Annotated in this window: 11 protein-coding genes; 6 read left to right on the top strand and 5 right to left on the bottom strand. The window is 74.8% G+C overall.

The genetic code is table 11. The features are described 5' to 3' along the window. The first annotated feature begins 50 nt into the window (after positions 1–50). From ACWEJ6_RS14685 to ACWEJ6_RS14665, 5 genes are all read left to right on the top strand, one after another. Positions 51–710 (top strand): TetR/AcrR family transcriptional regulator, encoded by a 660-nt coding sequence (locus ACWEJ6_RS14685; protein WP_358291469.1) that lies wholly within the window; start codon positions 51–53, stop codon positions 708–710. Between the two features lie 9 nt (positions 711–719). Continuing rightward, on the top strand, positions 720–1922 hold the full coding sequence (locus tag ACWEJ6_RS14680; RefSeq protein ID WP_452423986.1) for a cytochrome P450: 1203 nt from the start codon (positions 720–722) through the stop codon (positions 1920–1922). Between the two features lie 151 nt (positions 1923–2073). Further along, positions 2074–2760 carry a hypothetical protein gene (locus tag ACWEJ6_RS14675; protein ID WP_452423984.1) on the top strand — a complete coding sequence of 229 codons (687 nt, stop codon included), beginning with the start codon at positions 2074–2076 and terminating at the stop codon, positions 2758–2760. Between the two features lie 154 nt (positions 2761–2914). After that, a complete protein-coding gene (locus ACWEJ6_RS14670; protein ID WP_387671624.1) occupies positions 2915–3157 on the top strand; it encodes a hypothetical protein in 243 nt (80 codons plus the stop codon). Continuing rightward, positions 3157–5295, top strand: coding sequence for a peptidase domain-containing ABC transporter (locus ACWEJ6_RS14665; RefSeq protein WP_452423982.1), 2139 nt, complete (start codon positions 3157–3159; stop codon positions 5293–5295). Before ACWEJ6_RS14670 ends, ACWEJ6_RS14665 begins: the two co-directional genes overlap by 1 nt. A 5-nt stretch (positions 5296–5300) precedes the next feature. Here the strand turns inward: ACWEJ6_RS14665 and ACWEJ6_RS14660 are convergent, their stop codons facing one another. The 3 genes from ACWEJ6_RS14660 to ACWEJ6_RS14650 are packed head-to-tail and all read right to left on the bottom strand — an operon-like array spanning position 5301 to position 9588. Beyond that, complete coding sequence (locus tag ACWEJ6_RS14660) at positions 5301–7532, bottom strand: polysaccharide lyase 8 family protein (RefSeq protein WP_452423980.1); 2232 nt, start codon at positions 7530–7532, stop codon at positions 5301–5303. A 40-nt stretch (positions 7533–7572) separates the two neighbouring features. Next, entirely contained in the window at positions 7573–8547 is a 975-nt protein-coding gene (locus tag ACWEJ6_RS14655) for a zinc-binding dehydrogenase (RefSeq protein WP_452423978.1), read from the bottom strand. A gap of 60 nt (positions 8548–8607) precedes the next feature. Continuing rightward, positions 8608–9588 carry an AsnC family transcriptional regulator gene (locus tag ACWEJ6_RS14650; protein ID WP_452423976.1) on the bottom strand — a complete coding sequence of 327 codons (981 nt, stop codon included), beginning with the start codon at positions 9586–9588 and terminating at the stop codon, positions 8608–8610. Between the two features lie 85 nt (positions 9589–9673). Here ACWEJ6_RS14650 and ACWEJ6_RS14645 point away from each other — a divergent pair, with 85 nt between their 5' ends. Next, on the top strand, positions 9674–11053 hold the full coding sequence (locus tag ACWEJ6_RS14645; RefSeq protein WP_452423974.1) for an MFS transporter: 1380 nt from the start codon (positions 9674–9676) through the stop codon (positions 11051–11053). Positions 11054–11071: 18 nt separating this feature from the next. Here ACWEJ6_RS14645 and ACWEJ6_RS14640 read toward each other — a convergent pair whose 3' ends face one another. Both ACWEJ6_RS14640 and ACWEJ6_RS14635 read right to left on the bottom strand, forming a co-directional pair. Continuing rightward, a complete protein-coding gene (locus tag ACWEJ6_RS14640; protein WP_452423972.1) occupies positions 11072–12262 on the bottom strand; it encodes an alpha/beta hydrolase in 1191 nt (396 codons plus the stop codon). A gap of 45 nt (positions 12263–12307) precedes the next feature. After that, positions 12308–15094: a BTAD domain-containing putative transcriptional regulator gene (locus ACWEJ6_RS14635; protein ID WP_452423970.1), complete on the bottom strand. Its 2787-nt coding sequence runs from the start codon at positions 15092–15094 to the stop codon at positions 12308–12310. Positions 15095–15182: the final 88 nt, after the last annotated feature.

Below are 15182 nucleotides of genomic sequence, written 5' to 3'. Positions count from 1 at the left end.
CGTAGCGTGACTGATGACCAGATTTCATATCCAGTCATGAGGTGTGGCGCATGGCGGAAAGGGCGGACCGGATCCTCGACGCCGCGGGCGAGCTGCTCCTGCGTCACGGCTACCGCAGGGTCACCGTCGACGACATCGCGGGCCGCGCCGGGGTCGGCAAGGGCACCATCTACCTGCACTGGCGGACCAAGAACGAGCTGTTCGAGGCGCTGCTGCTGCGGGAGTCCATCGAGGTCGTGGAGGAGTTCGCGGCGCTGCTGCGGCACGACCCCGCCCAGGTGCTGCCGCATCGTTTCTCGCGGGCGGCCTTCGTCTCCATGAGCCGCAGGCCGCTGCTGCGGGCGCTGTTCACCACCGACATCGAGCTGCTGGGCAAACTGGCCAAGCACCCGCTGCGCAGCCACGACGTCCTCGCGGCCGAGCGGTTCCAGCGGGTGGCCGACCGGTACGGCCTGCTCAGGCCCGACATGCCGCACCCCCGGTACACGCTGAGCGCCGCGTCCACGGGTTTCTACCTGCTCGGCGGCATCGACACCGTCGGGACGGAGCTGAGCGTCGAGGAGCAGGCGGACGCGCTCGCCTTCACCGTGCGCCACGCCTTCGAGCCCGCCGTGCAGCCGTCCGCCGAGGTTCTGGAGGCGGCGGCGGCGGAGTACGTCGCAATTCTCGAGGAACTGATCCCGCCCTACCGAAAGTGGATCTACGACTAAGGAGAGGCGATGTCCGACATCGTCGAACGGTACAACATCTCCAAGCAGCACTTCTGGCTGCACGGGCCGCGATCGGGCCCGTCCGTCGAGTACGACGCCGCCGCCGGGATGTACAACGTCCACGGCTACCAGGAAGTGCACGACGTGCTCGCCGACCCCGTCACGTTCTCCTCCGACACCATGCGGCTGGTCCCCAAGGGGCTGCTGCCGGAGGGCGAGGACTTCTCGCTGAAGGGGTTCATCACCCAGATCGACCCGCCGGAGCACGGCAAGCTGCGCAAGCTGGTCAGCAGCGCGTTCACCCGCAAGGTCGTCGCGGACCTCGAACCGCGGATCGCCCAGCTCACCCACGAGCTGCTCGACGCGGCCGACGGCCGCGACCGCCTGGAGCTGGTGGCCGACCTGGCCTACCCGCTCCCCGTCATCGTCATCGCCGAGCTGCTGGGGGTGCCGAGCAGCGACCGCGCCCTGTTCAGGCAGTGGGCCGACGGGCTGTTCCAGCGTGACGCCAAGGTCTCGCTCGCCGAGCCGGTGGAGAGCCAGAGCGCGAACGTGGCGAACACCCTCAAACCATGGCGGGAGATGACGCAGTACCTCGCCGGGCACGCCGCGGAGCGCCGCGCACGGCCCCGCGCCGACCTGCTCACCAAGCTGGTCGAGGCCGAGGTGGACGGCGAGCGCCTGCCCGACGACCAGGTCGTCAACTTCGCGATACTGCTGCTGCTCGCCGGGCACATCACCACGACGATGCTGCTCGGCAACACGGTGGTGTGCCTGGACGCCTTCCCCGGCCAGCAGGACAAGGTACGGGCCGACCGCTCCACCGTGCCGGCCGTGATCGAGGAGTCGCTGCGGCTGTTCACCCCGTTCGCCGGGCTGGCCCGGTCGACCACCCGCGAGGTCGAGTTGGGCGGGGTGACGATCCCGACCGACAAGATGGTCATGCTCTGGCTCGGCTCGGCCAACCGGGACCCCAAGCAGTTCCCCGACCCCGACGTCTTCGACGCCGGCCGCGACCCCAACCCGCATCTCGCCTTCGGCCGCGGCATCCACTTCTGCCTGGGCGCTCCGCTGGCCCGGCTGGAAGGGCGGGTGGCGCTGAACATCCTGCTCGACCGGGTCGGCGTCCTGCGCACCGATCCCGGCGACCCGGTGGTCTTCATGCCCACGCCGACCATGACGGGGGTGAACCGGCTTCCGCTCGTGCGGTGACCCGCCGCCGCGCGGGGGCCGGTTCCCGCCCTCGTCAAGCGCGGGTCCAGGACGCGGCAAAGTGCCGCGCGTCGCCGTGGGCGTCCCGTCCTGTGGGGGCCAAGGTGGCTTGTTCACCTTCGTCGCACCACAAGAGGGGACGATCCTGGCTATGAGCGGCAAGCAGCGGAAGCTGGAGCTGAGCGTGCCGCAGATCGTGGGAAGCGCCCTGGCCGCGGTCACCGCCGCGGTCGCGGCCTCCTACCTCGGGACGGCGGGGACGGTGATCGGCGCCGCGATGATGAGCGTGGCCAGCACCGTCATCGCCGACGTCTACACGCATTACCTCAAGCGCACGGGCGACAGGGTGAAGCAGCGCACGGCGGTCGCCCTGCGCGGGAAGAGGCCGCGGTGGGCCAGGGTGGGCGGCGCCGCGGCCCTGGTGTTCACCGTCAGCATGGGCAGCATCGTGATCTACGAGGTCATCGCGGACCGCACGGTGGCCGACCAGGTAGCCGGACGGACCCCGGGCCAGGCCGGCAAGGCCCCCGGCCGCAAGGACCGCCGGGACGGGCGGGCTGCCGGGGAGCCGCGGCACGAACGTCCCGCGACCCGGCCGCCGAGCCCGACGCCGTCACCCGGGCCGTCCACCGGCCCGTCCGCGACGCCCACGCCGTCCGTGCCGGTCACGGTCACGCCGACGCCCACGCCGGGCGGGACGGGTTCGGCCGGCCCGTCCCCCACGGCCACGCCGGACGCCACCCCCTCGGACCCCGTCCCCACCGCCCTGCCCTCGCCGACCGACAGGGACCCGGGCGAGCCGGCCGACCCGAACTTCGGCGACCTCCTCTTCCGCTGACCCGGCTGTCGGGCGGTCGCCGGCGGGCGGTGCGCCGAGCAGTGGATCCCAAGTGGCTTCCAAGTAGGCGTTCCTAGGCTTGCCGGGAGCTGAGTGGAGAGGCGGGTGAGCCATGGGGGTGGCGGGTGACGGTTCCAGGCGGGGGGCGCCGGCCTTGAACGATCCGTACGGCAGGACGCGCCCCGCCCCGCGCCACGCGGCACCCCCCGCGCGGGACCCGCGGGAAGGGCAGGGCATCTACCGGGAGGAGGCGTTGCGGCACCGGGCGATGTCGCGGGTCACCCGGATGCCGCCGGTGATCAGCACCCCGTCGTTCCTCGCGCTGTGGCTGCTGGTGGCCGCGCTCCTCGCCACCGGCCTCCTGCTGACCATGGCCGCGGTGGAGGCGGTCGCCTGATGTTGCGCCGCCTGCCCGTACTGCTCCAGAACACCGACACCGAGTGCGGCGCGGCCTGCCTGGCCATGGTGCTGTGCCACCACGGGCACCGCACCACGCTCCACCAGGTCGCCGAGCGCCTCCAGGTCGGCAGGGACGGCCTGAGCGCCAAGGCCGTCGTGGACGGCGCCCGCGACCACGGCCTCAAGGCCCGCGCCTTCTCCCTGGCCCCCGAGGACCTGGCCCGCGTGCCGCTCCCCGCCGTCGCGCACTGGGAGTTCAACCACTTCATCGTGGTCGAACGCTGGTCCCCCGACCGCGTGGACGTCGTCGACCCAGGGCACGGCCGCCGCAGGCTGACGCCGGAGGAGTTCGGGGCCGGGTTCACCGGCGTGCTGCTGGTGTTCGAGCCGGGCGAGGGGTTCCGGCGCGGCACGACCTCGGCGGCGAGCGCCTGGCGCAGGGAGTTCGTCCGGACGCTGTTCCGGCGGCGCAGGGGGCTGCTCGCGCAGCTCATCGCGGCCTCGTTGCTGCTCCAGGTGCTCGGGCTGGCGCTGCCGATGTTCTCGCAGCTCCTCCTGGACTCGATCGTGCCCAGGCGGGCGGTGGACGTGCTGTCCCTGCTGGGCGTCTCCGTGCTGCTCGCGGGGGCGGCCCAGCTGGTGATCGGGTACCTGCGGGCGGCGCTGCTGGTCGCCGTACGGGCCCGTGCCGACCAGGAGCTCACCGAGAGCCTGGTCAGCCATCTGGTGGCGCTGCCGTACCGGTACTTCCAGCAGCGCGGCAAGGGCGACCTGGTGACCAGGGCGGGCAGCGTCTCGACGCTCGGCGACATCCTCACCGGGCAGGTCGTGGCGGCGCTGCTGGACGGCCCGCTGGCCGTGGGCTACCTGGTGCTGGTCTACCTGTGGGACCCGGTGTTCGGGCTGGCGCTGACCGGGCTGGCCGTGCTGCAGACGGTCCTGCTGCTGGCCACGACCAGCCGGATCGCCACGCTCACCCGGCAGGAGCTGACGGCGCTGTCGGCGTCCCAGACCAGCCTGATCCAGACGATCACCGGCATCGAGACGCTGAAGGCGTCGGGCGCCGAGAAGCGGGCCGTGGACCAGTGGTCGTCGCACTTCGCCAGGCAGCTCAACGCGGACGTGCGGGCCGGGCTGACCAGGGGGCTGCTGGAGTCGGCGCTGGCCGCGATCCGGGTGACGGCGCCGCTCGGGCTGCTGTGGCTGGGCGCCTGGCGGGTGCTCGACGGGCAGCTCACGGTGGGCGCGCTGGTGGCGCTGAACGCCATCGCGCTCGGCGCGCTGACCCCGCTCGGCTCGCTGATGACCGGGCTGCAGAGCCTCCAGCAGGCGGGCGCGCACTTCGACCGGCTGTCCGACATCCTGGCCTCGGAGCCGGAGCCGAGCAACGGCATCGAGGTGCTGCGGCTGCGGGGCGCGGTCGAGCTGCGCGGGGTGAGCTTCCGCCACGACCCGCGCGCCCCCTGGACCGTGCGCGACGTCTCGGTCTCCATCCGCCCTGGTCAGAAGGTCGCCCTGGTGGGTGCGTCCGGCTCGGGCAAGAGCACGCTGGCCCGGCTGCTGCTCGCGCTGCACACGCCCGTGCTCGGCGAGATCCGTTACGACGGCGTCCCGGCGGCCGAGCTGAACCTGCGCACGCTGCGCCGCCAGTTCGGGGTGGTCACCCAGGATCCGTCCCTGTTCAGCGGCTCGATCAGGGAGAACATCGCGCTGAACGAGCCAGGCGCGTCCCTGGAGCGGGTGGTCGCCGCGGCCCGCCTGGCGGCGCTGCACGACGAGATCATGGACATGCCCATGGGGTACGAGACGATGCTCACCGACGGCGGCGGCCTGTCGGGCGGCCAGCGGCAGCGGCTCGCCCTGGCCCGCGCCGTCCTGTCGCGCCCGAAGGTGCTGCTGCTCGACGAGGCCACCAGCAACCTCGACAGCGCCACGGAGGCGGCCATCGAGGCGAACCTGAGCCGGCTCGTCCAGACCAGGATCGTGATCGCCCACCGGCTCAGCACGGTCAGGGACGCCGACCTGATCCTGGTGATCGACGCGGGCCAGGTGGTGCAACGCGGCACCCACGACGAGCTGACGGCCATCGGCGGCAAGTACGCCGAGCTGGTCGCCGCCCAGGCCGTGCTCTCCTGACCTCGTCACGACAGCCGGACGGTCACCGTCACCGAAGCGCCCTCCAGGTCGGCCGTCGGCCCGAAGGCGAGCCTCAGCCGGTCGCCCGTCGCCGCCCCCGTGAGCAGCGGGTGGCCGCGCAGCACGCCGGTGACCGGCCGGTCCCAGGTCACGGTGAGCCCGTCCAGGTCGCGCCGGGGGTCGGCCACGGTGACGGTGGCCGTGCCCGCGGCGTCCTCCCTGACCAGCACGGCGCAGGGCGCGGAGGCGGCGAGCGGGCCGGCGGCGCCCTCGTTCCAGAAGGCGGCCGCGGTGACGCCCAGCGCGTCCACCCGGACGGCCTGCCGCCGCGCGGTGTTGGCGAGCACGCGGGCCCACCCGGGATCGGCGGCCCTGGCGGCCGTGCGCGCGCGGCTCGCGCCCGGCATGAGCAGGTAGACGTAGTCCGCCTGGTCCGGATCGACGCCGTGGTCGAGCAAGAGCGTGACGTAGTCGCGGTCGCCGCGCCGTTCGCGCAGGGTGCGCAGGCCGTCCGGCACCACGTAGCCGCCGTGGCCGTCGAGGTGCGCCCACCCCGCCCGGAAATCGGCGGTCAGGGGGGCGGCGGTCCTGCGGTTGTCCACGATCGTCTCGACCGGCACGCCGTCCGCGGCGCTGATCCCCGCGCCGAGGCAGACCACGGCGTCGTCGAGGAAGAACCACGACTTGAACGACTCCATCGTGCTGTCGAGGCCGTTCAGGTGCTGGCCGACGACGGCGTACGTGCCGTCCGTGGCGCCGCCGACCCAGCGGCCGGGCGGGCAGGTGTCGCCCCAGGCCGGGCCCGCGCCGTCGGGCAGCCGCCGGGTGGAGACGGTCGTGCCGGGCAGCCGGTAGGGGTCGACGGTCGTCCAGAACGAGTCGGAGTACTGGTCGGCGTGGCCGTCGGCCCACCAGTAGAGCATGCCGGAGCCGGTGTGCCAGCCGCGCGGGTTCTCGCCGTTGCCGTGCTCGTAGTGGCCGATCGTGGCGGAGGCCATGCTGAGCGCGGCGCACCAGCCCGGCCGGCGGTGCACGGCCCGCGCGCTCATCGGGAACAGCCGGTGGCCGACGGGCTCCGGCGCGGCGGGCACGGCGTCGTCGGCCAGGACGGCGGTCAGGCGGGCATGGAAGGCCGGGCCGGCCTCGTCCTGCATGGGACGGCACGTCTGGCGTACCGCCCAGCCCTTGACCATCGCCTGCCAGCGGGCCCGGTCGGCGGCCGGGGCCACCTCGCCGAGCAGCAGGATCGCGGCGGCCAGCTCGCGGCCCCTGTCGTGGTCGCCGAACGGCTTCCTGCCGATCCCCCTGCCGCGCACCAGGTCCATGCAGAACCCGTCGTGCACGAACGGCGCGAACGACCGCTCCACCATGGCGAACACGGTCGGGTCCACGACCTCCCACGGCGTGCCGCGCAGCACCGCGAACAACGTCGCCAGCCCGGTGAGCAGCGTCACCCCGTAGCCGCCCTGGTACGGCACGGTCGAATGCTGGACGAAGGACCCGTCCCGGTAGAAACCATCTCCCTCGGCGACCACGCGGAACACCGGGGCGAGCGCCGAGGCCGCCAGCGCCGCCTTGCCGGGGTCGGCCCTGAGCATGGCGCGCAGCAGCATCACCACGCACAGGTCCACCCGGTTGGCGGCGGTGCTGGTGCCGCTGTAGTCGCCGAGGCGGCTCTCGGGCACGAAGTGGTCGACCGCGTCCCGCAGCGCGGCGCCGCGCCGCTCGCCCAGGTGCGGCCCGACCAGCACGGCCGCGTCGAGCAGCGCCTTCGGCACGCCGATCTCCCAGTGCCACCAGTTGCCCGCCGGGTCGGCGCCGGCGGCGTACACGTGGCGGCGGTAGTGGTCGATCCCGGCGGCGACGGCGGCGGCCAGGGTGGCGTCGCCGGTCAGCCCCGTCCCCGGCAGCGCGTACGCGCGGGCCATGGCCAGCAGCCGCCCCGGCGTCGCGGCGAACGACGGGAACGGCTGGTCCGCCCAGAGCGACGTGCCCGTGTACGCCATGGCCGCGCGGTACCGGGCCGCCCGCCGCCCCGTCTCGGCCAGCCGCGTCCGGTACGGCTCCGCGCCCGCGTCGAACCCCGACCCAAGCGTCACCTCGCGCCACTGGCGGCGCAGCCTGACGAAGGAGTCGTCCGGCGTGTGGGCGGGCTCGGACCGGGCGAGCGCCCCCGCCACGGCGGCCACGGCGACCGCGCCCGCCTGGAAGAGGAGTCGCCTGGACGGCCGGTGCACGCCTCGATTATGGCCCCGGCATCCCAGGGCCCGCGGGCGGTCAGACCTCCAGCAGGGTCTTGCCGTTCACCGCGCGGGCCTCGATCGCCGCGTGCGCCTCGGCCACCCGCTCCAGCGGGAACGTGCGCCCGACGACCGCCTTGAGCCGCCCGGCCGCCGCCTCGGCGAGCGCGTGCACGGCCCGCTCGTTCCCGTCCTGGCCCAGGGCGGCCAGTTGCTCCAGGCCGATCACGGTGACGCCCCGGCGGTCGGCCTCCGCCGGATCGACGGTCGTGGCGCTGCCGCTGGACGCGCCGTGCACGGAGAACCGCCCGCCGCGCGCGGTCACCTCGAACGCCTGGCGGCCGAGCTCGCCGCCCACGCCGTCGAAGACCACGTCGAGGCCGTGCCCGCCGGTCGCGTCGAGGACCTCCTGGGTCCAGCCGGGACGCGAGTAGTCGACGGTCGCCTCGGCGCCGAGCCCGGCGACCACCGCCAGCTTGGCCGCGCCGCCCGCCGTCCCGATGACCCGGGCGCCGGCCGCGCGCGCGAGCTGCACGAGCAGGCTGCCGAGCCCGCCGGCCGCGGCCTGGACGAGCACCCGTTCGCCGGGCCGGATCGCGGCGTTCGCGACCAGGCCCACGGCCGTGTTGCCGTCGATGAGCAGCGCCGTGGCGTCGGCCAGCGCGAGCGCGTCCGGCACCTCGATCAGGTCCGCGGCCCTGGCCACGACCAGTTCGGCGTTCCCGCCGCCGAAGCCCGGCGTACGGGTCACCACCCGCCGCCCCACCAGCCCGGCATCGACGTCATCGCCCACCGCCAACACGAGCCCGCCGACGCCCGCACCCGGCACGTACGGCGGCTCCGGCAGCGGCGGCCCCGGCGTGATCCCCCGCCTGAGCTGCGTCTCGATGAAATTGATCTCGGCGAAGCGGACCTTCACCACGACCTCGCCCGGCCCGGCCACCGGGTCCGGGACGGTCCGCGTCTCCAGCACCTCGGGCCCGCCGAACCGCGTCACCTGCACCACTCTCATGACCACTCCTCATCCCGGAAAACGTCCACGGCCAGCGTGCAACCTCAAGACGACTTGAGGTCAACTCGTCAGCCCGGCGCCCGCCCGCTTGATGGTCCTGATGATCGGCGCGGTCTCGATGTGCCGGATGGCGGGCAGCGCGCCCAGGCTGTCGGTGAGGTAGCGGTAGAAGGCGGTGTCGTCGCGGCACACCACGCTGGCCGCGAGGTTCGTCGGGCCCGTGGTCGCCCCGGCGAAGGCGACCTCCGGGTGCTCGGCCAGCGCGCGGCCGGTGGCGTCGAGGTCGGCGGGCGGCACCGACATCCACAGCTGGGCCTCGACCCGGTAGTCCAGGAGCCGGGGCAGCACGTCCATGTCGAAGAACAGGGCGCCGGCCGCGCACAGCTGTTCCATCCGCCGCCGGACCGTGGACTCCGACCAGCCGGTCGCCGCCGCCAGGTCGGCGTGGCCGGTGCGGCCGTCGCGGGACAGCTCGGCCAGCAGCGCGTCGTCGCCGGGGCCGAGCGTCACGTCCTCGCCGGTGTCGCGGGGGGCGTACACGCGGCCGGCCCGCAGGTGGGCGACCTGGTCGGCGGTGAGCGCGGCGAGCCCGGCCCAGCCGATGCGGCCGCCGACGAACATGTGCAGGGTCCGGTGCGCCGACACCGCGAGCACCCGGTTGGTCCTGGCCAGCTTGGTCAGCAGCAGCGGCTCGCGTTCCCGGTCGAGGCGCTGGATGGCGCCGCAGGAGATCTCGGTGCCGCCGGACAGCAGGTGCACCCAGAACGTGTCGGGCCGCCGTCCGAGTGCCTCGGCGATCGAGGCGCCGGCGTCGGGCGTGCAGCGCAGCCGGATGGCCCACGACTGGTGGCCGAGCCGCTGCCGGTCCACCACGCCGACGACCCGGATCCCGCCGCCGGAGCGCAGCCGCCGGTAGCGGCGGGCCACCCGCTGGTCGGACACCCCCAGCACCTCGGCGATCCGGCTGAACGAGGCCCGCCCGTCCACCTGCAACGCGTGCAGCAGCCCGCGGTCGACCTCGTCGAGCGTGACGTTTTCCACCAGATCAGGCTACTGAGCGCGGAAAACCGGCAGAAGAGCCTCGACGGCTAGGGTCATCCCCCGTCCGGGCCGGACCCTTGCCGCCATGAACACGACACTGACCCGTACGAGCTGGTGGCCGCTGGCCGCCGCCTGCCTGGGCGCCTTCATGCTCCTGGTGGACGTGACCATCGTCATGGTGGCCCTGCCCGGCATCACCGCCGACCTGAAGATGTCCTTCACCGACGCCCAATGGCTCCTGGACGGCTACGCCCTGGCCCTGGCCGCGCTGCTGCTGGCGGCCGGCTCGGTCGCCGACCACGCAGGGCGGCGCAAGGTGTACCTGATCGCCCTCTGCGTGTTCGCGCTCGCCTCCCTGGCCTGCGGCCTCGCGCCCACCGGGGGCCTGCTGCTGGCGGCCCGCGTGCTGCAGGGGGCGGGCGGCGCCGCCATGATGGCCACGACGCTGGCCCTGATCAGTGCCACCTACCACGGCCGAGAGCGCGGCATCGCGTTCGGCGTGTGGGGCGGCGTGAACGGGGCCGCCGCGGCGCTCGCCCCCGTGCTCGGCGGGCTGCTCACCGAGCACCTGCACTGGCGGGCCGTCTTCCTGGTGAACCTGCCCATCAGCCTGGCCGCCGCCTGGATGACCTGGCGCACGGTCGGCGAGTCCCGCCTGCCGGGCGGGGGCCGGCTGGACCTGGCCGGGATGGGCACGTTCACCCTGGCGGCGGGCGCGCTCACCTACGGGCTGATCGAGGCCGGGCCGAACGGCTGGACGTCGGCGCGCACGCTGGTGCCGCTAGCCGTGGCGGTCCTTGCGTTCACCGCGTTCGTGCTGGTGGAGTCGCGCAGCGCGCACCCCATGGTGGACCTGCAGCTGTTCGCGAACAAGGCGTTCAGCGGGATCATGGCGGGCGCCGGGCTGCTCATGCCGGCCGCGTTCGCCTGCCTGGCCTTCACCTCGCTGTGGTTGCAGCAGGCCGGCGGGCTGGGGCTCGGGCCGGTCCAGGCGGGGCTCGCGCTGACGCCCATGGCCGGCACCTCGCTGGTCGTCTCGGTCGCCGCCGCCCGCCTGCTCCCCCGGCTGACGGCGCGCGCCGCGGTCGGCGGCGGGCTGCTGCTGATCGCCGCGGGCGCGCTGCTGCAGGGCATGCTCGACGAGCACTCCACGTGGACGGCGCTCGCGCCAGGCCTGGTGGTGACCGGGATCGGCGTCGGCCTGGCCATCCCGGCCCTCAGCTCGGCCGCCATGGCGCACGTCCCGCCGCACCGGGCCGGGATGGCGGCGGGCGCGGTCAACACCGTCAGGCAGCTCGGGTACGCCCTCGGCATCGCCGCCTTCGGCATCCTGTTCCAGGACGGCATGACCGGGCCGGGTTCGTTCCCCTCGGCGCTGAACGCCGTCTACCTGGCCGCCGCGGTCACCGGGCTGTTCGCCGGGCTGCTGGTGCTGGCCGCCGTCCGGCCGGCGCGGTCAGCGTGAGCGGGGGAGCCGGCGCGGTCAGCGTGCGCGGGGCAGCGGCTGGCGGGCCAGCCAGGTGAGGGCGGCCAGCAGGTGCACCCGCCACCAGTAGCCGTCGTGGCCGCCGATCCACGCCGTGCAGCGGTGGGCCACGCCCGCCCCGGCCAGGCGCGCGGCCAGCGAGCGCGCGCAGTCCAGCGAGGCCGGTTCGAGGGTGCCCGCCGCGAGGTACCGGGGCACCCGTACGGAGCTGTCGAGGAGCTGCGGCAGCAGGTCGGGGCTGAGGGCGACGACCGCGGCGATCCGGCCGGGACACCGGTCGGCGGCGGTCAGCGCGAAGGCCGCGCCTTCGGAGAAGCCGGCGCTGATGACGTGGCTCGCCTCGGGGAAGCCGGGCAGGACCTCGCCGACGACGAACGCCAGGTGCGCCGCGAAGCGCCGCGGGTCGGCGTAGGGCAGGTACTCCCTGGCCCGCCCGTCCGGGTACGGCCCCGGCGCGCCGGCGGCGTGCGGACCGGCCAGGATCAGCGGCGGCAGCGCGCCGGCCAGGATCGCCGGCTCCAGCACCCGGGCGTGCGACTCGGCGGCCTGCCCGTCGGCCAGCAGGCACAGGGGCATCGGCCGGATCGGGCCGGGCGGCCGGTAGACGGTGATCGCGCGGCGCTCGCCCAGGTGGACGCTGCTGATCTCGCGGGTGACCAGCGTGCCGGCGAGCCGGGCGGCCGTCGCGGGGGCGGGGGCGGCGCGGGAGCCGTGCCAGATCCGCTCCACCGGCCGGCCGCCGGGAGGCACCGCGGTGACGCCGATCACGGCCCGGTCCAGGTGCCGTACGCGCAGGGACAGCTCCCACAGGTCGGCCGCCCCCTTGACCGGCCACATCGGGAACCGCACGCCGCCGACGAGCTGGGCGTTCGGCCCCTGCCAGAGCACGTGCAGCACGTCGTCGTCCTCGCCCCAGACGGCCAGCGGCCCGCCGGTCAGCACGGGCCGCAGCTCGGCCAGGGCGCGCCGCCGCCACACGCGTGCGAAGTGCACGCCGTCGGGCAGCTCGTGGGCGTAGCGGCGCCTGGCCCGGCGGCGGTTGCCCCGCAGCAGCGCCTGGTTGCGCTGGGCGAGCGTCTCGCGGCCGGCGGCGGCGCGTTCCTCGTCCGTCACGCCGGCCTCGCCGAAGGCGACCTTGTCACCGTGGAACTCGATGGTCTGCACGGCGAGCCGATCACCTGGGGGCATACCTGTACCAAAGCCTGCCGGCCCGCCCTGCGCAAGAATCCCAGGTCAGTGGACGCGGCTCCGGATCAAACGGTCGAGCAGGCCGTGCACCTGGGCGGGTGACAGGGCGGCGCCCTCGCGCAGGCACTCGGCCAGCTCGGCGGCGGGCAGCGCGCGCCGGATCAGCTCCTCCCGCTCGGCGCCGTCGGCCGGGTCCAGCTCCGGCGGCGAGAAGCCGACCCGGGCCCCGACCGCCTCGACCGCGCCGAGCAGGCGGGCGCCGTCCCGCGGCAGCCCGCCCGCGGTGAGCACCCCGGCCAGCGTGTGCGCCATGACCAGCCAGGACGTGACGTCCTTGTCCTCGTCGAGCATGCGCAGGATCGGCAGCCCGGACGCCAGCGGCCGGTCGGTACGGCCCCCCAGCAGGTCGATCTTCATCAGCAGCCAGGTCGAGGAGGCGGTGACGAAGCGGTGTCCCGTCCTGGTGGCCACCTCGATCGACCGGGTCAGCCAGCCGGCCGCCTCGCCCGTCTCCCGGGCGAACACCAGCAGCATGCCGAGCACCATCAGCGCCTCGGCGTGCAGCCACGCCATGCCGGCCACCTCGGCCAGGTCGAGCGCGGCACGGGCGTCGGCCAGGGCGTTCGGCGCCCCGCACAGGCCGCCGAACAGCGCGCGGTAGGTCAGGGCGCGCCCCTCGGCGACCAGGTCGTCGGCCAGGCGGGCCATCTCGGCCGCCTCCCTGGCCCGCCGGCTCGCGGCGACGAAGTCGCCGGCCAGGTAGTGCAGCCCGGCCATGCCGATCAGCGCCTGGGAGCGCACGCCGGGCTCGGCGTCGGGGTAGAGCTCCATGGCCGCCGACAGGCTGGCCAGCCCCTCGGCGACGTGGCCCCGGCGGTACCAGAACCACGACAGCAGGCCGGTGAGCCGCAGCGCGTACCCGCCGTCGCCGGCCAGCATCGCCGAGGTGAACGCGGCCCGGTGCTCGGCCTGGTCGGCGAGGAGCACCTCCATCGCGGCGGTCGCCCCCTCGCCGCGGATCCTGGCGTCGGCGGCCTCGGCGCGGGTCAGCACCCAGGCCCGATGCGCGGCCTGGGCCTCGGCCAGCTCGGCCGGGTCCTGCCGGGCGCGGGCGAACTCCTTGATCGTCTCCAGCAGCCGGTAGCGGCGCGGCGAGGTGCCGGGCTCGACGGCGACCAGCGACTTGCGCACCAGCGCGCCCAGGCCGCCCAGGACCGGCCGCCCGCACACCGCGGCCGCGGCGTCCAGGTCGAAGCCGGAGGCGAACGCGCCGAGCCGGTGGAACAGCTCGCGCTCGGCGGGTTCGAGCAGGTCGTAGCTCCACTCCACGGTACGGGCCAGCGTGCGGTGCCGCTGCGGGCCGGCGCCGTCGGTGAGCACGCTGAACCTGTCGTCCATCGAGGTGAGGATCTGCTCGACCGACAACATGCGGCACTGCCCTGCAGCCAGCTCGACCGCCAGGGGCAGCCCGTCGAGCCCCAGGCAGAGGCGTTCGGCGTTGGCCAGTTCGGCGGGCGTCGGCTCCCAGCCAGGCGCGGCGGCCCTGGCCCGGCTCAGGAACAGGTCGCGGGCGTCCGCCGTGGACAGCGGCGGCACGTCGTACAGGGCCTCGCCCGGCACGCCGAGCGTCTCGCGGCTGGTGGCCAGCACGCGTACGCCGCCCGCCCCGGCCAGCAGCTCGGACACCGTGTCGCGGACGGCCGTCACGAGGTGCTCGCAGTTGTCGATCACCAGCAGCGGGCTGCGGCCGCGCAGCGCGTACGCCAGGCGTTGCCCGGTGACCGGCCCGGTGAGCCCGAGCACCTGGGCGATGGCCCCGGCCACCAGCGAGGGGTCGGCCAGCCCGGCCAGCTCGACCAGCCATGGTCCGTCGGCGTCGTCCCTGGCCCGCGCGGTCTCCAGCGCCAGCCGGGTCTTGCCGATGCCGCCCGGCCCGCTGAGCGTGACCAGCCGGTGCTCGGCGAGCAGCGCGGCCACCTGCTCGACCTCGGCCGCCCGGCCGACCAGCGCGGTCACGGGGAAGGGCAGGTTGCCGCCGCGTTCCGGCAGCGGCGCGGCGCCGCCGGGACGCAGCGCGTCGTCCTGAGCCAGCACCGCCGCCTCCAGCTCGCGCAGCCCCGGCCCCGGATCGATGCCCAGCTCCTCGGCCAGCACGCGGCGGGCCGAGCGCAGCGCGGCCAGCGCGTCGCCCTGGCGGCCCGACCGGTACAGGGCCAGCACCAGCAGCTCCCAGCCGCGCTCGCTCATGGGCTGCTCGGCGGTGAGCTTCTCCAGCTCCGGCACCACGGCCGCGTGCCGTCCGAGGGCGAGCTGCGCGGCGAACAGGCTCTCCCGCGCCGACAGGAACAGCCCCTGGAGCCGCGCGATCTCCGGGACGGCGAAGGCCGCGCCCGCGAACTCCCCGTACGGCTGCCCGCCCCACAGCTCCACGGCCTCGCTCAGCACGGCCAGCGCCGCGCTGTGGTCGCCCGACTCCAGCAGGAGCTGCCCTTCCGCGACCTTGCGGGCGAACCGCTCGGCGTCCACGGCGTCGGGCTCGACGCGCAGCGTGTAGCCGTTGCCGACGCGGGCCAGCACGCTCTGCGGCGCCCGGCTGGTCCGGCCGGGTTCGAGTGCCTTGCGCAGCCTGGTGATGTAGGAGTGCAGGGTGGGCATCGAGGCGGGCTCGCCCTCGTCCCAGGCGGCGTCGAGCACGCGTTCGGCCGAGACCACCTGCCCGCGCGCCGCGACCAGCACGGCGAGCACCGCGCGCTGTCTCGGGCCGCCGAGCGCGACCTCCACCCCGTCGATCTCGGCCACGATGGGCCCCAGCACCTTGACGCGCAGCGCCACTTTCCACCTCGGTTCCGCGGCCCGGGCCGCCCCGGGTCAAGGAAGCTTAGATGAGGTTCGGCACCTTTGGCTGCTTTGTTACGACTTG

The organism is Nonomuraea sp. NPDC004702 (assembly GCF_053601695.1).
Note: the sequence above shows the minus strand (reverse complement) of the source record. Positions and strands in the feature narration are given on the sequence as shown.